The sequence below is a fragment of the Thiobacillus sp. 65-1402 genome (genome assembly GCF_001897685.1).
Lineage (GTDB): Bacteria > Pseudomonadota > Gammaproteobacteria > Burkholderiales > Thiobacillaceae > Thiobacillus.
Genome location: NZ_MKUG01000102.1, coordinates 65,503 through 88,008 on the forward strand (window position 1 = coordinate 65,503; position 22,506 = coordinate 88,008).

General features: G+C 59.9%; 22 protein-coding genes and 1 tRNA gene. 7 read left to right on the plus strand and 16 right to left on the minus strand.

Features of this window, described 5'->3' with window-relative positions:
* Positions 1-14 precede the first annotated feature (14 nt).
* The 9 genes from BGO62_RS08615 to BGO62_RS08655 form a co-directional block, all read right to left on the minus strand.
* Complete coding sequence (locus tag BGO62_RS08615) at positions 15-1,529, minus strand: efflux RND transporter periplasmic adaptor subunit (protein ID WP_296641331.1); 1,515 nt, start codon at positions 1,527-1,529, stop codon at positions 15-17.
* A gap of 53 nt (positions 1,530-1,582) precedes the next feature.
* Entirely contained in the window at positions 1,583-2,791 is a 1,209-nt protein-coding gene (locus tag BGO62_RS08620) for a TolC family protein (protein ID WP_296641333.1), read from the minus strand.
* Between the two features lie 93 nt (positions 2,792-2,884).
* Positions 2,885-3,247, minus strand: a complete 363-nt coding sequence (locus BGO62_RS08625) for a hypothetical protein (protein ID WP_296641364.1) — start codon at positions 3,245-3,247, stop codon at positions 2,885-2,887.
* A gap of 257 nt (positions 3,248-3,504) precedes the next feature.
* Positions 3,505-3,840 (minus strand): M48 family metallopeptidase, encoded by a 336-nt coding sequence (locus BGO62_RS08630; protein WP_296641366.1) that lies wholly within the window; start codon positions 3,838-3,840, stop codon positions 3,505-3,507.
* Between the two features lie 5 nt (positions 3,841-3,845).
* On the minus strand, positions 3,846-6,767 hold the full coding sequence (locus tag BGO62_RS08635; protein ID WP_296641367.1) for an HsdR family type I site-specific deoxyribonuclease: 2,922 nt from the start codon (positions 6,765-6,767) through the stop codon (positions 3,846-3,848).
* Positions 6,768-6,769: 2 nt separating this feature from the next.
* Complete coding sequence (locus BGO62_RS08640) at positions 6,770-8,068, minus strand: hypothetical protein (RefSeq protein WP_296641369.1); 1,299 nt, start codon at positions 8,066-8,068, stop codon at positions 6,770-6,772.
* Entirely contained in the window at positions 8,065-8,862 is a 798-nt protein-coding gene (locus tag BGO62_RS08645) for an abortive infection family protein (RefSeq protein WP_296641372.1), read from the minus strand. The genes BGO62_RS08640 and BGO62_RS08645 overlap by 4 nt, the downstream gene beginning before the upstream one ends.
* The gene (locus tag BGO62_RS08650) at positions 8,859-10,088 is read right to left on the minus strand and encodes a restriction endonuclease subunit S (RefSeq protein ID WP_296641374.1); all 1,230 of its coding nucleotides are present in this window, start codon (positions 10,086-10,088) and stop codon (positions 8,859-8,861) included. Before BGO62_RS08650 ends, BGO62_RS08645 begins: the two co-directional genes overlap by 4 nt.
* Positions 10,085-11,644: a class I SAM-dependent DNA methyltransferase gene (locus tag BGO62_RS08655; RefSeq protein WP_296641379.1), complete on the minus strand. Its 1,560-nt coding sequence runs from the start codon at positions 11,642-11,644 to the stop codon at positions 10,085-10,087. Before BGO62_RS08655 ends, BGO62_RS08650 begins: the two co-directional genes overlap by 4 nt.
* A gap of 471 nt (positions 11,645-12,115) precedes the next feature.
* Between BGO62_RS08655 and BGO62_RS08660 the strand changes: the two genes are divergently transcribed.
* The 4 genes from BGO62_RS08660 (at position 12,116) to BGO62_RS08675 (ending at position 14,816) form a co-directional block, all read left to right on the plus strand.
* Positions 12,116-12,400, plus strand: coding sequence for an HU family DNA-binding protein (locus BGO62_RS08660; RefSeq protein ID WP_296641382.1), 285 nt, complete (start codon positions 12,116-12,118; stop codon positions 12,398-12,400).
* Between the two features lie 64 nt (positions 12,401-12,464).
* The gene (locus BGO62_RS08665; protein ID WP_296641386.1) at positions 12,465-12,770 is read left to right on the plus strand and encodes a hypothetical protein; all 306 of its coding nucleotides are present in this window, start codon (positions 12,465-12,467) and stop codon (positions 12,768-12,770) included.
* A gap of 805 nt (positions 12,771-13,575) precedes the next feature.
* A complete protein-coding gene (locus BGO62_RS08670) occupies positions 13,576-14,517 on the plus strand; it encodes an integrase domain-containing protein (protein WP_296641389.1) in 942 nt (313 codons plus the stop codon).
* Positions 14,514-14,816, plus strand: coding sequence for a hypothetical protein (locus tag BGO62_RS08675; protein ID WP_296641391.1), 303 nt, complete (start codon positions 14,514-14,516; stop codon positions 14,814-14,816). Before BGO62_RS08670 ends, BGO62_RS08675 begins: the two co-directional genes overlap by 4 nt.
* A 175-nt stretch (positions 14,817-14,991) precedes the next feature.
* On the opposite strand, the gene BGO62_RS08680 is transcribed toward BGO62_RS08675, so the two are convergent.
* From BGO62_RS08680 to BGO62_RS08695, 5 genes are all read right to left on the minus strand, one after another.
* Complete coding sequence (locus BGO62_RS08680; RefSeq protein WP_296641394.1) at positions 14,992-15,201, minus strand: hypothetical protein; 210 nt, start codon at positions 15,199-15,201, stop codon at positions 14,992-14,994.
* Between the two features lie 148 nt (positions 15,202-15,349).
* A complete protein-coding gene (locus BGO62_RS08685) occupies positions 15,350-16,195 on the minus strand; it encodes a hypothetical protein (protein ID WP_296641397.1) in 846 nt (281 codons plus the stop codon).
* The gene (locus BGO62_RS16375; RefSeq protein ID WP_363924062.1) at positions 16,192-16,476 is read right to left on the minus strand and encodes a helix-turn-helix domain-containing protein; all 285 of its coding nucleotides are present in this window, start codon (positions 16,474-16,476) and stop codon (positions 16,192-16,194) included. The genes BGO62_RS08685 and BGO62_RS16375 overlap by 4 nt, the downstream gene beginning before the upstream one ends.
* Positions 16,477-16,579: 103 nt before the next feature.
* Positions 16,580-16,999, minus strand: a complete 420-nt coding sequence (locus BGO62_RS08690) for a hypothetical protein (protein WP_296641398.1) — start codon at positions 16,997-16,999, stop codon at positions 16,580-16,582.
* Between the two features lie 233 nt (positions 17,000-17,232).
* Positions 17,233-17,323: transfer RNA gene (locus tag BGO62_RS08695), tRNA-Ser, on the minus strand.
* A gap of 152 nt (positions 17,324-17,475) precedes the next feature.
* On the opposite strand from BGO62_RS08695, the gene grpE reads away from it, so the two are divergent.
* The 3 genes from grpE to dnaJ all read left to right on the plus strand — a co-directional run bounded on the left by grpE (position 17,476) and on the right by dnaJ (position 21,229).
* The gene (gene grpE, locus BGO62_RS08700) at positions 17,476-17,997 is read left to right on the plus strand and encodes a nucleotide exchange factor GrpE (RefSeq protein ID WP_296641400.1); all 522 of its coding nucleotides are present in this window, start codon (positions 17,476-17,478) and stop codon (positions 17,995-17,997) included.
* An 85-nt stretch (positions 17,998-18,082) separates the two neighbouring features.
* Positions 18,083-19,996: a molecular chaperone DnaK gene (gene dnaK, locus BGO62_RS08705; protein WP_296641402.1), complete on the plus strand. Its 1,914-nt coding sequence runs from the start codon at positions 18,083-18,085 to the stop codon at positions 19,994-19,996.
* A 114-nt stretch (positions 19,997-20,110) separates the two neighbouring features.
* Positions 20,111-21,229 (plus strand): molecular chaperone DnaJ, encoded by a 1,119-nt coding sequence (dnaJ, locus tag BGO62_RS08710; RefSeq protein ID WP_296641404.1) that lies wholly within the window; start codon positions 20,111-20,113, stop codon positions 21,227-21,229.
* A 26-nt stretch (positions 21,230-21,255) separates the two neighbouring features.
* Here the strand turns inward: dnaJ and BGO62_RS08715 are convergent, their stop codons facing one another.
* On the minus strand, positions 21,256-22,029 hold the full coding sequence (locus BGO62_RS08715; RefSeq protein WP_296641408.1) for a TatD family hydrolase: 774 nt from the start codon (positions 22,027-22,029) through the stop codon (positions 21,256-21,258).
* Positions 22,030-22,120: 91 nt separating this feature from the next.
* Positions 22,121-22,492: a PilZ domain-containing protein gene (locus BGO62_RS08720; protein ID WP_296641409.1), complete on the minus strand. Its 372-nt coding sequence runs from the start codon at positions 22,490-22,492 to the stop codon at positions 22,121-22,123.
* Between the last annotated feature and the right edge of the window lie 14 nt (positions 22,493-22,506).

The window sequence follows — 22,506 nt, forward strand, 5'->3', positions numbered from 1 at the left end:
TTGGCATCCCCCGATCAGTGCGCATGGCCGTGGCCAATTTGCGCGGTGCCGGTGGACGCCAGCTTGACCAGATAGGCGCCGCGCGAGACGACGCGGCTGCCTGGGGTCAAACCCTCCAGCACTTCGACCCAGTCGCCTTCGCGTGCGCCCAGGCGCACCTGGCGCCGCTCGAAGGATTCGCCGCCGATCATCACGAACACCACGCTCATGCCGCCCTCGTCGAGCACGCTCGACGCCGGAATCGCCACCGCTTCGCGCACGCTGCCGGCGAACACCTGCGCCTGCACCGCCATGCCGATGGGGAGATTCCGGTCGGGTGCGGTGAACTCGAACACCACCGGCACGGTGCGGGTGGTGGCATCCACTACACCGCCGACGGCGATCAGCCGTCCGCTCTTGCCGGGGATGATCTCGATGCTGCGTTCGTCGCCCGCCACGCGGAAGGCGGCGCCAGTCGGGTTGGCCAGCCTCGCCGCGTCGGATTCGGGAACGCGCAGTTCCAGCCACAGCTTGCTGCGGTCGGCGATGTGGAACAGCAGCGTGCCCTCCTGGGCGAACGCCCCGGGCGACACACGCACGTCTGCCAGCGTGCCGGACACCGGCGCACGGACGGGGATGCCGCCACCGGCGCCACCGTATTGACCCAGCCGCTGCTGCGCGGCCGTCAGTTCGGCGCGTGCCAAGGCTACGGCAGCACGTGCAGCGAGCACCCGTTTCTCCGGCACCGCTTCCTCACGGAAAAGCGTTTCCATGCGTGCCAGCTCTTGCTGGGCGAGATCGAGCTCAACCTGAGCCTTGTTCGCGGCCGCCCGCAGGGTGGCGAGATCGGTTTCGCCGCCCATGCGCGGCACCAGATAGGCGAGCAGTTCGCCTTTTTTCACCTGCTGGCCCAGACGCGGGAAGGTGCCTGCGGACTGCACCTGTCCCACTGCCGCGGCAGTGAGCTGGGCCTCGCCATCCGGGCGGGCGCGCAAGACACCGGTCGCGTTGACTGCCGTGCGGATCGGACGCGTCACCACCTCGGCGGTGGCGAAGTCGACTTTCCACTGCTGTTCCTTGGTGAAGCCGATGCCTTCGTCGTCGTGCGGAGCCGGCTCGGCCTCGGCGGCCTTGCGGTCGGGATACACCGTGAACGGACCGAGTTCATGCGTCGCGCTGAACTCAGGGGTGGCGACCTCGATCGTCAGATCGCGATCCCCCGCATGCTTCGGCATGGCCTCGGGGCGGAAGATGCCGGGCTGGCTGGCGCCTTCCACGCTGAACACCTCGTCGGGCTGGCCGCCGCCCGACAGCCGGACCGTGACCTTGCCGCCGGTGAGTGCCTTGAAGTCGGCCAGCGTGGTCAGGTGCGCGGCAAAGGCGGATTTCTCGCCGACCACCAGCCGCGGGAACTCGACGAACAGTTCGGTACGGTCGCTGAAGTGGGTGAGCTTTTCACCGCCAGCGCCGTGGCCGTGTGCGGCCTCAGCTTCCGCCGCAGGGGGATGGCTGCCGTCTTCGGCATGTTCGTGGTCACGGCTGCAGCCCATCAGAAAGAGGGCGGCGCAAAGGGATGCGCCAATAGATCTAATCAGGGTCTTGTTCATTGGTCGACGCTCCCGGTCAACAGGTCATATTCAATGCGGGCGTCTCGTGCCCGCTTTTCAAGTTCGAGGGCGGTGGTTTCCGTCTCCAGGGTGTTGCGGTAGGCGTCGAGCAATTCCAGCAGGCTGGATTCGCCGCCCTGATAGGCGGTTTCCGCGATGCGCAACAATTCGGGGGAAGCCGCCACTGCGCGGCTGCGATAGTCGATTGCCGTTGCGCGCAGGCCCTCGGCCTGGCGATTGAGGCCGCGCAGGTCGCCCTCGGCGCGGCTCTTTGCCAAGCGGTATTCGGCGCGCGCCTGCAGGGCTTCTGCCACCGCGCGCTGCTGCCCGGCCTGCTGGCGGTCGAACACCGGCAGCGGAACGGAAAGCGAAAGTGCCACACCGTTGTCCTGGGTGATGCCGTTATCGACATACTTGGGTCCGACCCCCACGGTCACCTCCGGAATGCCACCGCGCTTGGCGGCACGCCCCTCCAGATCGGCTGCCTCTGCACGACGGGACAGTGCCTGCAGGTCGGGCCGCTGGTCGAGGCTGGTCAATACCGTTTCGACCGGAACAGGGGCCGAAGGCAATAGCTCGCCTTTCAGGAGGGGGACTTCGGGTGCGCCGGTGAGCGCCACCAAGTGCGCCAGGGATCGATCCAGTTCGGCCCGTTCGGCCGCCAGCCGGGCTTCCGCCGTCTGCCGTTCGCGGGCAAGGCGCCGCCGGTCATAGCCGGAAGCCTCGCCTGCGCGGGCCAACTTGCCAACCATGCCCTCGACCCGAGCGAAGCGCTGCGCCCAGGTTTCGGTCACGCGGATGGTCTCCTGCCGGAACAGGACTTCATGGAAACTGCGGCGAATTTCGGCGGCCATTTGGAGTTGCCGGGTGGCGTTGCCGGCGGTGACGGCAGCCACCCGGCGGCTGGCTGCTTCACGATGCAGCCCACGACGCCCGGAAATGTCGAAGGCTTGTTCGAGCATCCAGGTTTGTTCGACCGTGTCCAGCGAGCCATCAACGCTTTCCCGGCTGTAGCTCAGGGTGGGATTGGGGAAGAGGCCGGCGGCAAGGACATCGGCCTCGGCAGCTTGCACCGCGCCGCGCTCAAGATCGGCGAAATCGGCGCGCGTCAGACCCAGGCGCACAGCCTCGGCCTCGGTAAGCGGGGTTTGTGCCCACACTGCCAACGGCAGCGCGAGCAGACATACGGATAGCGTGAATCGCATGGTCTTCCTCGTGATCAAAACAGGGGACGAAGAACACCGGCGTGCGACAGGAGAACACGGCCCAAAGCCGCGTTAGAGCAAGCGCTCGCCGGTTCAGGCGCGCGCTAGAGGGGGACGGTCGAGAAGCGGGGGGGTGCGGGACAAAAAGGCCGCGGGTTGATGAAGAATCGGCCCGCCGGACAAGGCTATATCCAGCGTGACGCCGGATTCCATAATGATGGAGGTGAAGACGGGATGGTAGTGTCCATGATGTCCGTCTTCGTTGTGATCCTGATTATCCGTGTCGCCATTGGAGTCGTGATCTGGATGAGCGCTTTCATGGTGGTCATGATCATGGGTATGAAAGCCCGAGGTGGCCACATCCTTCCCCGCATGCCCATGCAGCCCGGCCGCCGCTGCCCAGGCGAACTGGAGCGGAACGATGAGCATGATGATCAGGGCGATGAAGCGGCGCATGTGCCGGATTCTACAGATTCCAGCGTTTTCACCAAGAGTTCTATCGTACGCATTCGCCGGAGTTGGTCATTCATCGGCATTTATAGTCAATGGCCGGTGAGCGGTGCTTAGCTGACCCGACTGGCGCAGTACGCATACGGCGGCTCTGGCCGATGAAGAGACGGACGGGCGTCCCAACTTGAACTTCCGCTCCGTACCCATAGCCGTCCTTAGGCTTGTTCCGATGCGGTCATTCAACGATAAGTCACCAGCGTGCGTCAGTGCGTACGCTGCGGCGCCTTGTTGCCCGCGATCCGCTTTAACTCGCCTTCATGTGCTTCATATTCGCCCAGATGCGCGCGCATCAGGCTTTTCCAAAGTTTTCCGTGGTTTGGCACGAAGAAGTGGAGCAGCTCGTGGACGATGATGTAGTCCCATAGCTCGGGTTTCAGGCCGGGCAGTTCGTCGCTGAAATTCAAATGGCCCGCGGTCGAACACGATGCCCATTTGTTCCTCATCGGCCGCACACCCAACCAGACGATCTTTACGTCCAGCTTGTCGGCCCATAGCCGGACGCGCTGTTTGAACTGGCCTTTGTGATCGATTGCCTTCATTGCCGCTAAATCCGATCCGCCTTTTCCAGCAGCGTAAACAACTCATCCACCATCGCCGTCACCCGATTCAGGTCGTCAGTTTCCGCGAAGATGGCGAAGGTCACTTTCTTGCGGAGTTCACGGATGGCGCTTTCGCTGCGTTTCCAGTTCGGAAACTCGGTGAAGGCGTGGCGAATCTTCCGGCTGACCGCCTCTGCGTTCTGAATCTTCGCGTCCAGCAGGCTGCGGTAGACAAAATAGGTCAGGCCATCGAAAGACTTTTCGGCCTGATCCTTCTTCCTCGTTTCATTGCTTTCCACTTCACGCAGCAATTCGGCCAGAGCTTCGGCAGTGCTGGTTTGGCGGTCCTCGAAGCTCTCCTGAACCGCCCTCGCACGTTCTGCCATGGCGATGAGGTAAGGGTCGTCGCTACCTTCCTCGGCCAGTTTTTCAATGCTTTTGATCAGGTTGATGACTTTGGTGCCATCCCCGCCGCTCTTGTTCTTGATCAGCTCAATGGTATTGCCATCGATCGCGACAATCTCGCCCAGACCGCCCACGCCATAACTGCCGACCTGCTGCTGCACCAGATGGTTGGTCTTGGCCTGAAACTCGCGGTCGACCATCACGGTCCTGGTGTAGGCCTTCCGGACGATCTGGTAGATCGCCGATAAGGTTCCATAGTCGCCAATGAACGGGCGCAGGAAGGCATCGGGCGAGATGATCTCGTAGAGCATCTCTATTTCTTTGTATTCCTTGAAGAACTCCTTCCGCCGCTCCGGATCGCGGAAATGCTCGATCAGGGTGTCGACATCCTTGTCGTTGAAGTTGCGCTCGATTAAACCGAGATACTCCGGAGCCTTGGACTCCATCTTGTTTTTGAAGAGCACCTTGAGCAGCTTCAGGTCCTTGACGATGGCGTTGATCTCCTCGCTGTCGAAGGCCAGCGCCTTTTCCAGCTTGTCGAAGATGCCGACGAAATCGAGGACGAAGCCGTGGGGCTTCACCATCTCCTGCGCTTCGTTCTCGTAGGGGCGATTCACCCGGGCAATGGCCTGGAGCAGCGTGTGGTCGCGCATCGGCTTGTCGAGATACATGGCGTAGAGCACGGGCGCGTCGAAGCCGGTGAGCAGTTTCTCGGTGACGATGAGAATTTTCGGCATCTGGTCGAGTTTGCCGAAACTCTTGCGGATCTGCCGCTCCTTCTTCGGGTCGAGATGGAATTCCTTCAACAGCTTGGAGTCGTTGTTGCTGCCGGTGTAAACAACTTCGGAATACTCGGGAGGCAGAAACTGGTCGAGCGCGTGTTTGTAATGGGCGCAAGCTTCACGGTCCACGCCGACGAGGAAAGCCTTGTAGCCGAGTGGCTCGACGTTTTCGCGGTAGTGCTCCGCGACGAATTGCGCCACTTTCTGGATCCGCTCCTTGCCCTTGAGGAAGTTCTTCAGGTTCACCGCCCGCTCAAGGATCTTGTTCAACTCCTCGATGTCCGCCACGCCTTCGGCTTCGGCAAGGGAAAGGAACTCCTTGTCCAATGTCTCGTGCGGCACGAGCATTTCATTCGGTGCGAGCTGGTAGTAGAGCGGCAGTGTCGTGCCGTCCTCGATGCTGTCGGCGATGGAATACTTGTGCAGGTAGCCTTGGTCATCCTCACAGCCGAAGGTCTTGAAGGTGCCCTTGCCATACACTGTTTTGTCCACCGGGGTGCCGGTGAAGCCGAGGTAGGTCGCATTTGGCAGGCCGGCCATTAGGAAGTTGCCGAGGTCGCCGCCAGTGGTGCGGTGGGCTTCGTCGATCAGGACGTAGATATTCGAGCGCAGGTTCAGATTCGCCGGCATGTCGCGGAACTTGTGGATCATCGTCACGATGATGCCGCGGTAGTCGTCGCGCAGCAGCTGGTTGAGCCGGGCGATGCTGCTCGCGTGCTCTAGATTGCCGAGGCCAAGCGCGGCGAGGTTCTTAAGCATCTGGTCTTCCAGCTCGTTGCGGTCGATCATCAGCAGCACGGTCGGCTTGTCCGCCCCGGGTGCGCGGAAGAGCCGTTCCGCCGCCTTGATCATGGTGAAGGTCTTGCCGCTGCCCTGGGTGTGCCAGACGAGGCCGCGCGCGCGTTTAGGATCGAGGGCGCGGCTGACGGTCGCCTCCACCGCGCCGGTCTGGTGCTGGCGCAGGATGTATTTGTTCAGCTCCTCGTCTTTCTCGGCAAAGACGATGTAGTCCTTCAGGAAGGCGAGCACCTGCGGGATGGCGCAGAAGCTCTTCACCTTGGCCTCCAGCTTGCCGACTTCCTCATCCTTCCAGTTGAAAATGTTCCGCCGCACCGTGTTCCAGCTCACCCCGTAAGAAAAGCCAATGGCGTCGGTGGCAGTGAAAAGCTGTTGCGACACGAACAGCTCGGGCGTCTCGCGGTGGTAACGGCGGATCTGGTCCACCCCCAGGGCAATCGCCTCGTCCTTGTTGGCGTTCTTGCACTCGATCACCAGCACCGGGATGCCGTTGGTCAGGAAGACGACATCCTCGCGCGTGCCGTAGTGGCCGTTGTGAAAAGCCCACTCCTCGGTAACTTCGTAAACATTGCGCGCCGGATCGTCGTAATCGATCAGGATCAGGTCGCGCTCGCGCTTTTCCTCGTGGTCGAAGAACTTGCCCCGGTTGCGCAGGTGCTCGACGAATTCCCGATTGCCGTAGATGTCGGTATGCAGATGGCGAAACTGCCCGAGCAAGGCGCCCTCGGCCTCGGCGTAGCGCGGGTTGAATTCCCGCACCTTGGCGTCGAGCAGATCGTCGAAGAAGAGCGAACGGTTCCTGGCGCGGTCGGCGGGTGGCACGTCCGGATCAAAGCCGCGCCGCTGCTCGGCTTCCTCGCGGGGCACAAACGTCCAGCCGATGGCCTCGGCGTAGCCGAGGATGCGGGCTTGGACGGTTTTGTGTTCTCCGGGGGTGGGCATGGCTATTCAATCGAGTGCTTGAATGCGGGGTACTGATCCAAATCGATTTCAGGAAACCTTTCGTCCAAAGCCATCTTCAATTCCCTGTGGTCTCGCGTGGCACGGCCCCGGTAGACGGCCTGGCCGTTGTAGCATGTTTCACAACCACCAAGAAACGCTTCAAAATGCTCTTTGGAATATCCTTGGATACAAAGTTTTATGACTTCTTGGAATCTAGTATCAGCGGTGTCAAAGCTGCTGCTTTGGCAGTAAAGCCTGATTCCCGCGAGATAGACTTTATTGATCGCATCGCACGTGCTTAATGATCTGCAAAGCTGGATGAAAGCATCACCAGACAGGACCTCGCGCTCATCAATGCGTCGTATGACTTCATTCATATGAGAATCCGGGCTTTCGCTAACGAACCAGCAGCTGGCGAAATTCTCCAACGACAAATCTGCGTAATTCTGGATGGGTGTTTTGACAGCATCTGTTAGCAAAGTAAAAACTTCGGAATAGGTACGAAAGAATCCTGTCATCACGCGCAACGTGCTATCAACGAACGCTACGTCGCTGAACCATTCACGCTCAGCGGTAATTACGTTGACTAGCTCAGCACGGTGTTTTGCATAAACCACTTCCAGGGTCTGTGCATTGACAGCTCGATTAGCTTCGCATCTCGCATCCGTGGATTTGAAAGAAACACGCCACAAACTTTTGAAAATGTGAGCGAATGTCGCCGACGAGAAATGCCTGAAATATTTCGCTTCGAGATATTTCGTCAGATCATTCAGACCCAGTCCAAGATTCGCAACCTGCTCCACATCTTCGATGAAGGTATCGAATACCTTGCGTGACATGATGGGCGGTTTTGTCAGAACCCCATCAAGAACGTTTCGGATATGGGCGCGCGCAGTCTCCTTATTAGGAGAGAAAAGAGCATCACTACTCGTCATCACTGGGTGAGCAGATAGATGCCGATGCGCCTGTAGCGATTGAAGAAATGAAAGTTCAGCTGGGTCCAGCAAATCGGTGCGAGAAGCAACCTTGCTGACGAGTTCTCCCTCCCATTCCGGCGACTTAGGGTTGTTTTTCCGAAGTTCACCAATCTCAGCCAGAATGCTTTTAGCTACTGCATCGGAATATGCGTGTTCAAGTTGGTCCAACTTGAAGAGAATGTCAGTTACAACAACAGACCAAAGCATGACGACCGCCGAACGATAGTGGCCTATCGTGTAGTTTCCATAAACCTCCGCAAAATACCGCTTCGTTCTGGGGTCAACTATGCGCTCAGCAGCTAGCTCAATTGAATAGTCACTCATTTGGTTTGCTCGTGAGTTTCGAAAAGGAAGACGGCCAGCGTAGAAGCGGCCCCGACTGCCAGTTTCGCGTGGCGAGTTGTGAGTCCAGAGGTTGAACCGTGCTGTCCGTGACCTGTGCCATAAAGGCCGCGCAGTTCGGCCAAGCCATGGCCGATTGTCGATAGATTGCTCAAGAGACGTTTGATCACATCCGCGCCACGCGCTGCGTTCGGAACTCCTTCAGGAACGAGGTTCAGTTCCTTCAATGTGGCCTTCGTTAGCGTAGGAATGTCAGGGGTACCGGAAATCTCTTGTCCGCGTTCAGAGAGGATTGTTTTGCAGCAGGTCTCGATGAGTTCCTTAGCTGTGCCGATGGCCAGGCTTGGATCAGTCTCGACCGAGTCCTCCATACGGCGAATCTGTTCCGCAAGATGATTCGCATCGAGGGACTTTGCTTTCTGCTTCAGATCATCGAGGCTCGGGCCACCGGCAAGGAGGCGGCTTGCGATTTCTCGGGCACGTTCCGCCAACTTTTTGGCTTCTTCAGTGGGTTCGCGAGCAGTATCTTGCGCGTAGTCGATTAACGCGTTCAGCAATCGCCCCACAAGGTAGTCAGACTCGACTTCCCAGAAAGCGCGCAACTTCTTGGCCTTTGATGAACCGTGAATCGAGTATTCATCCGAGTGAATCTCGATATCGACGGCTTCATGGACGAATTCGCCGAAGGTACGGTCGGAAAAATTCAGGACGTAGCCCCCGCCCATGCCGAGAAAATCTTCGAGAACCCGCTTCTCTCGCATGTTCAGTGAACTCATATGGAGTTGCCTCCCGTTGAAAATTCAAGTTTGTGAACGCGGGTCTTCGCGGTCATCAGTTCGTAAAGGAGGGTGCGGAATAAGTCTTGGAGTTGGGTTTGCTTGGCTCTGATTTGGTTGAGGCGGGTGTCGATGGTCTCAAAAGCATTCGCGAGTTCGTCTTGTTCTTCGCGAGGCGGAAATCCGAACTTCACCCGGTTAATGATTCCTTGGGTGATCAGCGGCTGCCCCATCTTGTTGCTGTATTGGTTGAGGTTGAGGTACTCGAAATGAGTCCGAGCGTAACTGCGATTCACGGACCGCTTCTCCTCCTTCGTGTAGAGCGCGTTATCAGTCACCCACGAGACCGGCGCTGTGAGGTGAGCGCATCCACAGTATTCGCCAACCCTCCCGAGAATTAGCACATCCTCATCAAGTAGGCTCTGTGCCGAGTAGCCCAGCACCCCGTTTCCTCCATACACGGGGACTGTCCGCTCAGCGGAAGGCTCGGGGGCAGTGTCCGTCGGCTTGGTTTTCCCGCTGGTGAATTTGAAGACGTCACCGATCTCCACCACCTCCCAGCTCTCAGGAACGGGGCCGATTTCGGTTTGTTTTTGGGGTTCGTTGCGGAGGCCTTCGGTGAAGAGCTTGTGCATGAGGGCCTTTTTCAGCTCGGTGGTGGTCTGAATGATCCCCTCCTGCGCCTCGATCGCCCGCTGCACAGTCGAAAGGATGCGCGCGATCTTCTTCTGCTCGGGGAGTGGGGGGAGTGCTATTTCCAGCGCGCTTAATTTCCCCTTATTCAGAGTCTGGCCTTTGATCGCGGTGTCTTGGTAATCCTTGTAGTTGATCTGCGAGAGGTAGTAGCTGATGTAGTCGTCGCTGAGTTTCTCTGGATCAGGTTGAAACGAGATTATCGCTTCATTGTGAAACGCAGGAACCCCAAGCCGTGACATCCGGCCAATTGTCAGCTTAAACGACATCAACAGACTTCCTTCCGGAACAAGCCTCCCACGAAAGACCGTGTCGTATGCTTCCTGTGAGACCTTCTCGGCAGTCTTCGTGACTACGCCGTGAGGAGTCATATCCGAGATGCTGACCCAAGGATATTTGCCTTCCTTCCAGTAGATAGAGCTGGCACGCGGGGGGGTTTTTCCAAGCTTGTAGTCGACGAGATTGCCGAAGAAATCCGCCGACCAGTGAGACGGCAGCGAATCGGTTTTGAGGTTTTTGAACTTACTACTCATACCCCAAGCTTCTTCAGGATCTCATTCAAGGCCTTGTCCGTCTCCCGCGCTTCGGCCTCGATGACTTTCAACTCCTCGACGATCTCCGTAATGGGACGGTAGGTTTCGGCGTCGCTCGTGTGGATGTAGCGGCTGGGGGAGATGTTGTAGTCGTTTTTCTTCAGCTCGGCGTGATCGACGATGCGGCTGAATTTTTCCTCTTCCTTCCACTGGATGAGGGTGTCGGCGATGCGCTGCATGCCTGCGTCGGGGATGAAGTTTTTGGGGTCTCCCTTTTCGAAGACCTGGCTGGCGTTGACGAGGAAGACCTTCCCTGCCCGGGTCTTGGGCTTATCCCTGTTGATGAAAAGGACGATGCCCGGGGCGGAGGTGTTGTAGAAGAGGTTTCCGGGCAGGTAGAGCACGCTCTCGATGAGGTCATGGTCCACGAACCATTGGCGGATGTCCCTTTCCTTGCTAGTGCCGGCATTGCCCGATCCGCGGGAGGCGGCGCCGGTGTCGAGGACGACGGCGGCGCGGCCCTTGTCATTGAGGCTGGCGTGCATGTGCTGGACCCAGCCCCAGTCGGCAGAGGATTTGCCGGGAAAGCCGGCCCCGGCGGGGAAGCGGTCGAGTTCGTCGTTGTCGTAGTCGGCCTCGGTGAACCAGTCCTGGTTCCACATGGGATTGGCGACGACGCGGTCGAAGGTTCGGAGCTTGCCCTGCTTGTTGCGGAATTTGGGGTTCTTGAAGGTGTCGCCGATTTCGATCTGGCCCTCCATGTCATGAATGATCATGTTCATGTTGGCCATGGCCCAGGTCTCGGGCGTGAATTCCTGGCCGAACAGTTTCAGGGGCGCGACGGTGCGCTTTTTGCCCTGGGCGCTTTCCTCCATGGCGATCTCGCATTTCACGAGCAGGCCGCCGGAGCCGCAGGTGGGGTCGTAGATTTCCATGCCGGGCTCGGGCTGGAGGACGCGGGACATGATGGTGCCGACCTCGGGCGGGGTGTAGAACTCGCCGGCGCTCTGGCCGCCGCCCTCGGCGAATTTGCGGATCAGGTATTCGTAGCTCTTGCCGATGATGTCGGCCTCGACGTCCTCGAGCCCGAGGCGCTTGGTGCTGATGGCCTCAATGAGGTTGGAGAGGCGGTCGTCGTCGAGGTCGCGCTGGCCGTGGGTGGTGGCGTTGAAGTCGACGCGGTCGATGATGCCCTGCAGCAGCGGGTTTTCCCGGGCGATGGCCCGCATGTGGGTGGTGACGCCTTCGCCGATCTTGTCGGAGAGCTTGCGGATGACGGACCAGACCGGCTGCTCGGGATCGTCCGGCACGAGGGGGAGGTAGAAGCGCACCAGCTTGTGGTCGGCCTTCGCGAGCTGGAAGGCCTTCTTGCGCGAACCGACTTCCTTGGCGATGCGGTTCACTTCATCGTCGAAGACGTCGCACAGGCGTTTTGTGAAGATGAGGGGGAGGATGTAGTCCTTGTATTTCGGCGCATCCTTGGCGCCACGGATGGAACACGCGGCGTCCCAGATCCAGGACTCGAGAGATTTGTCTTTACCGTTATTGCTTGCCACCAGCCCTAAGCCCTTTTTGTCTGTCGATCTTTTCATTGGGACAGAGTGAGAACGGAGCAACCCGCCATTACCCAAACTGAAAGGTATCTCTGAAGAACGGCTTTATGCCGATTGCAGACTATATCAAAGCGGGCATCATTAGACTGCTAAGGCTAACAACTTGCCGTTCATGCCAACCCTAAGACCGGCAGATTTCTGGTCTACGCCTGCCGCCCAGTAACATTTTCCCCCGCCTCGTCAGTACCCTTTCATGGCCAACAACCGCCCCAGGCAGTCGAAGCCGCTTTGTGGCTGCATGGCTCAATTGGGAATAGCCGTGGGCCAGTCGATCGATCACTCTATCGAAGGCCATGGTCCTGGCCCTCTCCACAACAGATTCCGTAACCCTGAAATTAAGACATTGCCAGCAGCCCGGGGATTCACAATAATCCGCAACGGACTTGTCCACACTCACCAACGGAGATTACAAACATGAACAGAAAAGAACTCATCGACGCACTGGCCTCTCAGACCGATTCCACCAAGGCGGATGCTGAGCGTGCAGTCGCCGCGCTAATCGACATCATCTCGGGCACTCTCAAAAAAGGTGACTCCCTCACGCTGGTTGGCTTTGGCACGTTTGAAGTGCGCAAGCGCGCCGCGCGCATCGGCCGCAACCCCAAGACCGGCGAAGAGCTGAAAATCAAGGCGTCCAAGGTTCCCGCGTTCAAGCCAGGCGCGACGCTGAAGGGCCTGGTGAACGGCGTCAAGAAGTAAGCGCTGTTTCGCTTCCCGTGACAACGGAAAGTCTGGCATCCACATTAAATATTGATGGTTTGTTATGGAGCTGGAGATGACTGAGGTGGTGGGCCTTGCGGGTTTCCAGTGCCCGGCTGGCAGCATGGCCATGCACCCCATGCATGGCCTGGTTGAGGTCTATGCACAGGACGGCTGGATGCGTGGCGTGCTCTACGAGCACCCTGTGCAACTGAGCCTTGCCGACGAGGCCGAGGAAAGGGTTGTTTCCGAGAGCATCGAGATGCGCGAGACTTGGGTACACGTCCGCGAATTGGCCGAGGCCAACCTTGCAAAAGATATCGAAAATCTTCGCCAGCGCGGGCAACTGCTGTTCGACACGATGGACTGACGCGAGGGACGGAGTGAATACGCAGTGCGTATTGACACTCCAAAAACTTTTCGGCAATCTGAAGACCGATGTTTCACTGCTGGCTGTCAGTATCAGCTCGACCGATGCGCGTTACGCATTGCCCTTCAATGCCGTTCAGTTCCTGAAAACGGCGGGTCTTCGGATCTGGAATTCCATCGTGGTTTACCCCCTCAAAAGCTCCCACCAAGGGAGCGCCCCTCGCTCCTTTCAGTCGGCGTTTTTCATGCACACCAACCGGGTGCACCCTGCCCCACACGAAATGCTGTCCTCAGTTTTCGTGTGGCGGAGTATCAATCAATGCTTGTATCAATCAAGCCCAGTTGATGCAGCACGCCCGTCTCTGTGCCCCGGCACAGAGACGGGCGCCGACGGCACCCGGAATCGCCCGCCCAACGGGCGATTCCAAGCAATCAACCGCGCGTGAAAACGCGTGATCGGACGAACAGCCAACCTGCCCCTGATCGTGGACCTGGAGCCCGACCGCATATTGCGCGGTCGGCGAGCCTGACCCGCACCAGCGAGATCAGCGAACTACGGCATATCAGGACTAGAGAGCGCCAGGCCGCGCTATAGAAACTGCCACCCCCCACGTTTGCCGCGAACGCATCGCGAGCGAGTAACACTCACCGTGCATCAAATGGTCTTGGGGTGAACCGGAATACCGCTGCAAGCCTGCGTTGCATGAGCCAAAAGCCATTGCACTGCGGATGCGGGTTCCTATTGAAACAGGAACGCTGCCCATGCCACAGCTCAATGCTATGGAGATGGGCCGGGAGAAGAAAATATGTCCCGAAATTACGGGCTGGGTACACGCGACATGTCGAGCGCAGGCCGGATCGCGCTCGATCAGGCGGTGGGGCGCGGGGAACTGTCATTTGCGTCGGTCGATGCGATCGCGGATCGCTTCTCGAAGTTTGCCAGCTACGCGAAAGAAAAAGGGATTGGGCGCATGGAGCGTATCGACGCCGAGCAGGTGCGCGAGTACGGGCGCAAGCTGGCCGACCTTGTGCAGCAGGGCGATATGGCCGCCAGCTACGCCCAGAACCTTGTCAGCGCAGTAAACACAGTTATGACGCAAGCCACGCGTGGTGAGTGGCAAAGCGTGTCGCCGACCAGGGAATGCGGCATCGAGCAGCGATCTGCCATCCGCGAGGATGCGCCGGTCGGTGTCGATCGACAGACGTTCAGCCGGGCGGTGGAAGCGATGCGCGAGTCCGGGATGGTGCGCCAGGCGTGCATTGCGGAACTCGCCCGGGAGTTCGGGCTGCGTTCCAAAGAGGCAAGCCTGCTGGATACCCGCACCGCCCTCGCGGAAGCCAGAAGAACCGGCACCGTGACGATCAGCGAGGGGACCAAGGGCGGCAGGACACGCGAGATTCCGCACTCGTCTACTATGCAACTTGAAGTACTTTCGCGCGCCGCCGAGGTGCAAGGCAACGGCCGAAACCTGATCCCGACCGAGGCTTCATGGCGGGAATGGCGCGAGGGCGGGTTGCGCGATGGCCGCGAGGCGATCCAGACGCACGGGATCGATGGTTACCACGATCTGCGTGCCGCCTATGCCTGCGAACGCTACGAGGCTCTGACCGGCCGCGCCGCCCCGGTGATGGGCGGCCATATTGAGGATCGTCAGGTCGACCGCGATGCCCGCGAGCAGATTAGCCATGAGCTTGGGCACGACCGCATCGAGGTCGTTGCCGAATACATAGGGGGTCGGGGAACATGAAGCTGATCAAGGAGGCCGAGTTCTTGACCCGGGGTTACGGCCGCACGGGTGGCAAGGACAACCGCCGCCAGCAGCGGGCACGCATGCTCGCTTTCGCCGAGCATTGCGCCTCGCTGGGTGCACACTCATTCGGCCAGGTGGGCAGAAACCACGTCATCAGCTACTGGAAGGTCCACCGGGCACTCTCACCAGCAACCGCATACTCGCACTGGCTCGCCATCCGCGAACTATGGCGGCTGGCGGGCAAGTCAGGTGTGCCGCCTGAGCCCAGGACTGCTCGAACAGTGGAGCCCGATTGAAGGTCACCCTATCCGCCACATTGCCCCAACTGCGGATGCGCTAATCACCGGGCTCCATACGTTCCAAGCCGACGTATCGATCGACTCCATCGGTGAGTGGATCGGCACGGCGCACCTAGGTCAGGCACACCACCTCACCGAATTTCACCATGCGCCAGCCCAGGTTCATATTTTTTCAGCCACGTTCGGCACCCATCTCCTGCCAGGCGGCAAATTCCAGTGGGCGCAAGCCAAAGCGAATGGCATTGCCGGCGTGAAGGGTTTTGAATTCCTCCAGTGCCAGTGCGACAAAGCGCGGCCGATCCGCCTGCACCACCGTCGTGGGCATGATGGCGAGAATCGCTGTTTCGACGGAGGGCTGTCCATCGCGAACGATGGCGCGCACAGTCTCGGCCAGTTTATTTGGCGCGCAACGGCTTGATTGCGCCACTTAAACTGTTTGTTTGGCGCGAATCATGAGAATCGCGCCAAATAATAATGGCTTTTCTCAGGCTGTCCAGGCCAGGATTTCAGCCCCTGTGCGCCTTGGGGTTTCACTCTTGGGCATCATGCGCACGTCCTCCCGAACGCACGCTGGAAAGCAGCTTCTCACCATTCGCCACAATATCGGCACTGGCTTCGATCCGCTCCTGCATATCCTGAATGATTCGTGCGCGTAGCTCTGTTTGACGGCCCGATCCAGCCTTCGCCTCCATCAATCGCTGGATGGACTCCTCAACGATGCCAGGCAAAGGCTGCCGACCGTCCTTTTGGGCTGACTCGATTCCTGTCGCAACCAGTTCGGACGAATACGCAAGCTCGATGCGCTGCGCTTCGGCTTCATCGTCAGCTGTCCAGGTAACAATCCCTGTAGGTCGGCGTCTCCTCCGCTTTTGAGACGATCCGCCAGGCGCAGCAGAATCTCCAGCCTGCCGCAGGCGGCATGCTGCTTCCTTTGCAGAATCTTGCGTAGCAGAACCTTGAGCTTGCTGAACCTTAGCAGTTGCCAATCCGTGGTTCGGAAAACCCGAACTACGGGAAACCCGATCTTCGGTTTCCATGTTCGACGGTTGGCTTTTCAGGGGTGCTTCGTTTGCCCATTGCTCTGGCGTGTAAAGAACCCATCGACGCCCGGCAAAAGTGCCATCGTGCGTCTTGATCGACTCCATACGCATTGCACCGACGCGTTCCAGCTCCCGTATCAAGGAGAGCACAGCTTCTCGCCCTTTTGGGTTCATCGTGACCAGATGGGCCAGATTCGGCTTCCAGCCTTTCGGCAAATCCCACAAAAAGGCAAAGAGTCCACGCGCGCCGAAACTTAACCTGACATCGCGCAACAATGCTCGAGCCATCGGCTTGGAATAATGAACCTCCCCTATCCGGACCAGCTCGTCGCTCATAGCGCAGCCTCCATCTTGCGAGGACGGCCACGGAGCCGTTTTGGCTTGGCTCGTAACAAGGGGGCCACTGCACCGCTTGGGACAGGAGTACTTGGTGTGCCAAGTCCGCCAATCCAAACCTCGATGTCTGCGCGGCGATAACGGAGCAACCGTCCAACTTTGATAGGAGCGGGGAATCCTGCTGGTGCTGGTTTGCGGCCATAGGCCCAGTTTTCGATGGTTGCCGGGCTTAGTTTGATTAATTTTGCGACATCATCGATGTCGAGCAATAGAGAGAGCATCTGCGTGCCTCCAGTGAGGACGCAGCCCAGGCTATGAAAATACTGGATTGTTTGCGCGCGCCAGTGGATGCGCCAAGGGTGGGCTGCTACGCCCTAAGCCGCATCACGCGCGGCTAAACCTATTGGGGCGGAAGAGCTTGTTGGCCAGAGTGGCCTTGGGAATCCCCAGTTTGCCGTAAGCAATGCCAAGAGAGTGAGCGGTATAGCGGTTTGACTTCTGACCGAGCAGGCGGAACATGTTGACAGCAGCCTGCGCCAACGACCGCCCCTCTGCCCACCCCTGTCGGAGCAGCCAATTGAATGCATGGGATGATGCACAAATTTTCCTGGCGGCGCGTCTTGCCATCCATATGAGGGCAAACGCGATCACCATTCCTGCCGCTCCAGCAAAAGCAATCGCACCAAAGCAAGATGCACAGAAAGTCAAACAGACGGCGTTGAGCGTCCAAACGCTCCGAACCTCTTTTTGTCCGGAATCGCCAACAAAATATAGAGCCAGATTGTCTATGTCGTAGCCAAGCATGGCCTGACTATGGCCGCACTCGCCAGTGCCTGTCAAGCAATCACAGGCACAAATTCGCCGCACAAATCCGTCACATCAAGTGAGGACAACAACAGGACAACTCCGGCACAATTCGGGCACACTTCAACTTGATATAGTCCTGTTTTCGGCTTTCTCGCAGTCAACCTCAAGCAAGCTGTCCTGCAAAATAAAAACCCCGTAAACGATTGAAATTTACGGGGTTTTTTGCATAATGGCGGAGAGGGCGGGATTCGAACCCGCGTTAGGATATTATCCTAAACACGCTTTCCAGGCGTGCGACTTAAACCACTCATCCACCTCTCCGGGAGCCGCGCATCATACCGGAAGCCCCCGCGCGCAGCAAATCGAAATGCGCCCCGCCCCGTCCGGACAGCGGCGATGAAAAAATACTGCCCCCCTATTGAATCCGCCTGGTTCGGCCCCACTTACCCGCGAGAACAATTGGGAGCCCAGATATGCAGGACGACATCAAAATCAATGCGGAAGCGGCCGAAAGCCATCCCGTCAAGGAAATCATGCCCAGCCCGGAAGAGCTGCTGAAGGCAGCCGAGTTGCAGGCGGCCGAGCATCACGACGCCTGGCTGCGCGCCAAGGCGGAGACCGAGAACATGCGCCGCCGCGCGGCGGAAGACGTCGACAAGGCACGCAAGTTCGCGGTGGAAAACTTCGCCGGCGAACTGCTGGCGGTGAAGGACAGCCTGGAAGCTGCGCTGGCGGCCGACTCGCCAAACGTGGAGAACATGAAGGACGGCGTCGAGCTGACCCTGAAGCAGTTGGTTGCGGTATTTGGAAAGTTCAATTTGCACGACATTGATCCGATGGGCGAGAAGTTCGATCCGCATCTGCATCAAGCCATCCAGGTGGTCGAGTCCGAGCAGCCCGCCAATACGGTCGTTACCGTGCTGCAGAAAGGCTATCGCCTGCACGAGCGCACCCTGCGGCCGGCGCTGGTGATGGTGGCCAAAGGCAAGGATTGAGCCGGCCCGCCCGGCATCAGCCTTGAAATGGGCGCCGCCCCCCCCACATTTAAATCAATTAGAACTTTTTTAGAAGGAACGCATCATGGGACGCATTATTGGCATTGACCTGGGTACCACCAACTCCTGCGTGGCGGTGATGGAAAACGGCACGCCGAAGGTGATCGAAAACGCCGAAGGCGCGCGCACCACGCCGTCCGTCGTGGCCTACACCGAAGATGGCGAAATCCTGGTCGGCGCGCCGGCCAAGCGCCAGGCGGTCACCAACCCGAAGAACACCCTGTTCGCGGTGAAGCGCCTGATCGGCCGCCGCTTCGAGGAGAAGGAAGTGCAGAAGGACATCGGCCTGATGCCCTACAAGATCGTCAAGGCCGACAACGGCGACGCCTGGGTCGAGGTGCGCGACAAGAAGATGGCCGCGCAGCAGGTGTCGGCCGAGACCCTGCGCAAGATGAAGAAGACCGCCGAGGACTACCTCGGCGAGGAAGTGACCGAAGCCGTCATCACGGTGCCGGCCTATTTCAACGACAGCCAGCGCCAGGCCACCAAGGACGCCGGCCGCATCGCCGGCCTCGAAGTCAAGCGCATCATCAACGAGCCGACCGCGGCCGCACTGGCCTTCGGCATGGACAAGAAGGAAGGCGACCGCAAGATCGCCGTGTATGACCTCGGCGGCGGCACCTTCGACATTTCGATCATCGAAATTGCCGAGATGGACGGCGAGCACCAGTTCGAAGTGCTGTCGACCAACGGCGACACCTTCCTCGGCGGCGAGGATTTCGACCAGCGCCTGATCGACTACATTGCGGAAGAGTTCAAGAAGGAACAGGGCGTCGACCTGAAGAAGGATGTGCTCGCGCTGCAGCGCCTGAAGGAAGCGGCGGAAAAGGCCAAGATTGAGCTGTCGTCTGCACAGCAGACCGAGGTCAACCTGCCCTACATCACGGCGGACGCCTCCGGTCCCAAGCACCTCGCGGTGAAGATCACCCGCGCCAAGTTCGAGAGCCTGGTCGAAGAGTTGATCGCGCGCACCATCGAGCCGTGCAAGATGGCGCTGAAGGACGCCGGCCTCTCCACCTCGCAGATCGACGACGTCATCCTGGTCGGCGGCCAGACCCGCATGCCCAAGGTGATGGATGTGGTGAAGGACTTCTTCGGCAAGGAGCCGCGCCGCGACGTCAACCCGGACGAGGCCGTGGCCGTGGGTGCCGCGATCCAGGGCGGCGTGCTGCAGGGCGAAGTGAAGGATGTGCTGCTGCTCGACGTGACGCCGCTGTCGCTGGGTATCGAGACCCTGGGCGGCGTGATGACCAAGCTGATCCCGAAGAACACCACCATCCCGACCAAGGCCAGCCAGGTGTTCTCCACCGCCGACGACAACCAGAGCGCGGTGACGGTGCACGTGCTGCAGGGCGAGCGCGAAATCGCCTCGGGCAACAAGAGCCTCGGCCAGTTCAACCTGTCCGACATTCCGCCGGCGCCGCGCGGCATGCCGCAGATCGAGGTCACCTTCGACATCGACGCCAACGGCATCCTGCACGTCTCGGCCAAGGACAAGGCCACCGGCAAGGAAAACACCATCCGCATCCAGGCCAGTTCCGGTCTGAGTGAGGAGGAAATCCAGCGCATGGTGAAGGACGCCGAAGCCAACGCCGCCGAGGACCACAAGGCGCTCGAACTGGCCACTGCCCGCAACGCGGCGGACAGCATGATCCATTCGGTGAAGAAGTCGCTGGCCGAATACGGCGACAAGGTGTCGGCCGACGAAAAGGCGGCGATCGAAGCCGCGCTGAAGGAGTGCGAAGACGCCGTGCGCGAGGGCGACAAGGACGCCATCGAAGCCAAGACCAACGCACTCGCCACCGCCAGCCACAAGCTTGCCGAGCAGATGTACAAAACCGAGCAGGCCCAGGCGCAGCCGGGTGAGGCCGCCGGTGCCGGCGGCGCGGCGGACGACAACGTGGTCGACGCCGAATTTGAGGAAGTGAAGGACAAGTAAGGGGCTAGGGGCTAGGATCTAGGGGCTAGGGGAAGTCGCGCGTTGCGCGGCTTTTCCTTTTCCGGCTCCACCCTAGCCCCTAGATCCTAAATCCTAGCCCCTAGATCCTAGAAAATGAGCAAACGCGACTACTATGAAGTCCTCGGCGTCACCAAGAACGCCTCGGACGAAGAAATCAAGAAGGCCTACCGCAAGCTGGCCATGAAGCATCACCCCGACCGCAACCCGGACGACAAGGGCGCGGAGGAGAAATTCAAGGAAGCCAAGCTGGCCTATGAAATCCTGTCCGACTCGGACAAGCGCGCCGCGTACGACCAGTTCGGCCACGCCGGGATCGACCAGCAGGCCGGCATGGGCGGCGGCTTCGGCGGCGGCGGATTTTCCGATGCCTTCTCCGATATCTTCGGCGACATCTTCGGCGGTGGCGGCGGCGGCAGCCGCCGCGACCGCGTGTATCGCGGTGCCGACCTGCGCTACAACCTGGAAATCGGGCTGGAAGAAGCCGCGCACGGCACCGAAACCAAGATCCGCATTCCGACCCTGGAAGAATGCGGCGTGTGCCACGGCAGCGGCGCCAAGCCCGGCACCCAGCCGACTACCTGCACCACCTGCGGCGGTCACGGCCAGGTCCGCATCCAGCAAGGCTTCTTCTCGGTGCAGCAGACCTGTCCGCGTTGCGGCGGCACCGGCAAGATGGTGGCCGATCCCTGCACCGCCTGCCATGGCGAAGGCCGCGTCAAGAAACACAAGACGCTGTCGGTCAAGATTCCCGCCGGGGTCGACAGCGGCGACCGCATCCGCCTCGCCGGCGAAGGCGAAGCCGGCGTCAACGGCGGTCCGCCGGGCGACCTCTATGTGGTGATCCACCTCAAGGATCACCCGGTATTCAAGCGCGACGGCGACGACCTGCATTGCGAGATGCCGATCAGCTTTGCCACCGCCGCGCTCGGCGGCGAAGTCGAAATCCCCACCCTGGACGGCCACGCCAAGATCAAGATTCCGGCCGAAACGCAGTCGGGCAAGGTGTTCCGCCTGCGCGGCAAGGGCATCAAGGGCGTGCGCAGCCACGCGCCGGGCGACCTGCTGTGCCACATGCTGGTGGAGACGCCGGTGAACCTGTCCGAGCGTCAGAAGGAACTGCTGCGCGAGTTCGAGGCATTAAGCCCTGGGCGCAACAACAATCCGCGCGCGCAGTCGTTCATGGACAAGGTGAAGTCCTTCTTCGGGCAGTAAGCGGCGAGCCGCACGGCCGTGCGGTTTCAGTCCGGCCGTGCAGCGGCAAACAGCCGGAAGAAGTTCTGCGTGGTGGCGTCGCCCACCGCTTCGGCGCTGATGCCGCGCACCCGCCCGATTTCCTCCGCCACGTGCCTGACGAAGCCCGGCTGGTTGGTCTGCCCGCGATGCGGCACCGGCGCCAGGTAGGGCGAGTCGGTCTCGATCAGCATGCGCTCCAGCGGGATGGCCGCCGCCACCTCGCGCAGCGCGGCGGCGTTCTTGAAGGTGACGATGCCGGAAAACGAAATGTAAAACCCCAGCTCGATGGCGGCTTCCGCCACCGCCAGGCTTTCGGTGAAGCAGTGCATCACCCCGCCCGCCTCGCCCGCCCGTTCCTCGCGCATGATGCGCAGGGTGTCGTCGGCCGCGGCGCGGGTGTGGATGACCAAAGGTTTACGACAGGCCCGCGCCGCGCGGATATGGGTGCGGAAGCGCTCGCGCTGCCATTCGAGGTCGCCGTTCAGCCTGAAATAATCCAGCCCGGTCTCGCCGATCGCCACCACCCTGGGGTGATCGGCCAGCGCAACCAGTTCCTCCACCGTCGGTTCGGTGCAGTCCTCGTGGTCGGGGTGCACTCCGACCGAGGCATACACATTCGGATACGCCTCGGCGAGCGCGCGGATTTCCGGGAATGTTTCCAGTTCCACGCCGATGCATAGCGCATGGCTCACCCGGTTGGCCGCCATGAGGTCGAATATCTCGGGCAGCTTGCCGGCGAGGTCGGGAAAATTGATGTGGCAGTGGGAATCGACGAACATTTCAGGTACAAGATTCAAGGCACAGAGTGCAAGATCCAGGTTCTTGAAGGCGCGTGAGCGCCGCTCTTGTCACTTGGGTCTTGCACCTGCCCTACATGGTGTGGGTGGGACGCGCCGATTTTAACGAACCGCCGAGCAAACCTTCAATCTTGTTTTGCGCCGCCTTGCCGCTTTCGTTGGCAGCAAACTGCACTCCGACGCCCTGGGTGCGGCTGCCATGGGCGCCGGCGGGCGTCACCCACACCACCTTGCCCGATACCGGCAGCTTGGCGGGGTCTTCCATCAGGGTCAACAGCATGAACACTTCCTCGCCCATCTTGTAGCTTTTGTTGGTGGGGATGAACAGCCCGCCGCCCTTGATAAAGGGCATGTACGCCGCAAACAAGGCGGACTTTTCCTTGATCGACAGCGAAAGCACACCGGGGCGCACTTGTCCTGTCAGGTCATTGGCTACTGCTTTCATGGTCGACTCTCTTC

What these genes read in the sequence shown, in the direction of transcription:
- BGO62_RS08615 (WP_296641331.1), bottom strand. Translation starts at nt 1,529, where the DNA reads ATGGGCTGCAGCCGTGACCACGAACATGCCGAAGACGGCAGCCATCCC.
- BGO62_RS08620 (WP_296641333.1), bottom strand. Translation starts at nt 2,791, where the DNA reads ATGCGATTCACGCTATCCGTATGTCTGCTCGCGCTGCCGTTGGCAGTG.
- BGO62_RS08625 (WP_296641364.1), bottom strand. Translation starts at nt 3,247, where the DNA reads ATGCGCCGCTTCATCGCCCTGATCATCATGCTCATCGTTCCGCTCCAG.
- BGO62_RS08630 (WP_296641366.1), bottom strand. Translation starts at nt 3,840, where the DNA reads ATGAAGGCAATCGATCACAAAGGCCAGTTCAAACAGCGCGTCCGGCTA.
- BGO62_RS08635 (WP_296641367.1), bottom strand. Translation starts at nt 6,767, where the DNA reads ATGCCCACCCCCGGAGAACACAAAACCGTCCAAGCCCGCATCCTCGGC.
- BGO62_RS08640 (WP_296641369.1), bottom strand. Translation starts at nt 8,068, where the DNA reads ATGAGTGACTATTCAATTGAGCTAGCTGCTGAGCGCATAGTTGACCCC.
- BGO62_RS08645 (WP_296641372.1), bottom strand. Translation starts at nt 8,862, where the DNA reads ATGAGTTCACTGAACATGCGAGAGAAGCGGGTTCTCGAAGATTTTCTC.
- BGO62_RS08650 (WP_296641374.1), bottom strand. Translation starts at nt 10,088, where the DNA reads ATGAGTAGTAAGTTCAAAAACCTCAAAACCGATTCGCTGCCGTCTCAC.
- BGO62_RS08660 (WP_296641382.1), top strand. Translation starts at nt 12,116, where the DNA reads ATGAACAGAAAAGAACTCATCGACGCACTGGCCTCTCAGACCGATTCC.
- BGO62_RS08665 (WP_296641386.1), top strand. Translation starts at nt 12,465, where the DNA reads ATGGAGCTGGAGATGACTGAGGTGGTGGGCCTTGCGGGTTTCCAGTGC.
- BGO62_RS08670 (WP_296641389.1), top strand. Translation starts at nt 13,576, where the DNA reads ATGTCCCGAAATTACGGGCTGGGTACACGCGACATGTCGAGCGCAGGC.
- BGO62_RS08675 (WP_296641391.1), top strand. Translation starts at nt 14,514, where the DNA reads ATGAAGCTGATCAAGGAGGCCGAGTTCTTGACCCGGGGTTACGGCCGC.
- BGO62_RS08685 (WP_296641397.1), bottom strand. Translation starts at nt 16,195, where the DNA reads ATGAGCGACGAGCTGGTCCGGATAGGGGAGGTTCATTATTCCAAGCCG.
- BGO62_RS16375 (WP_363924062.1), bottom strand. Translation starts at nt 16,476, where the DNA reads ATGCTCTCTCTATTGCTCGACATCGATGATGTCGCAAAATTAATCAAA.
- BGO62_RS08690 (WP_296641398.1), bottom strand. Translation starts at nt 16,999, where the DNA reads ATGCTTGGCTACGACATAGACAATCTGGCTCTATATTTTGTTGGCGAT.
- grpE (WP_296641400.1), top strand. Translation starts at nt 17,476, where the DNA reads ATGCAGGACGACATCAAAATCAATGCGGAAGCGGCCGAAAGCCATCCC.
- dnaK (WP_296641402.1), top strand. Translation starts at nt 18,083, where the DNA reads ATGGGACGCATTATTGGCATTGACCTGGGTACCACCAACTCCTGCGTG.
- dnaJ (WP_296641404.1), top strand. Translation starts at nt 20,111, where the DNA reads ATGAGCAAACGCGACTACTATGAAGTCCTCGGCGTCACCAAGAACGCC.
- BGO62_RS08715 (WP_296641408.1), bottom strand. Translation starts at nt 22,029, where the DNA reads ATGTTCGTCGATTCCCACTGCCACATCAATTTTCCCGACCTCGCCGGC.
- BGO62_RS08720 (WP_296641409.1), bottom strand. Translation starts at nt 22,492, where the DNA reads ATGAAAGCAGTAGCCAATGACCTGACAGGACAAGTGCGCCCCGGTGTG.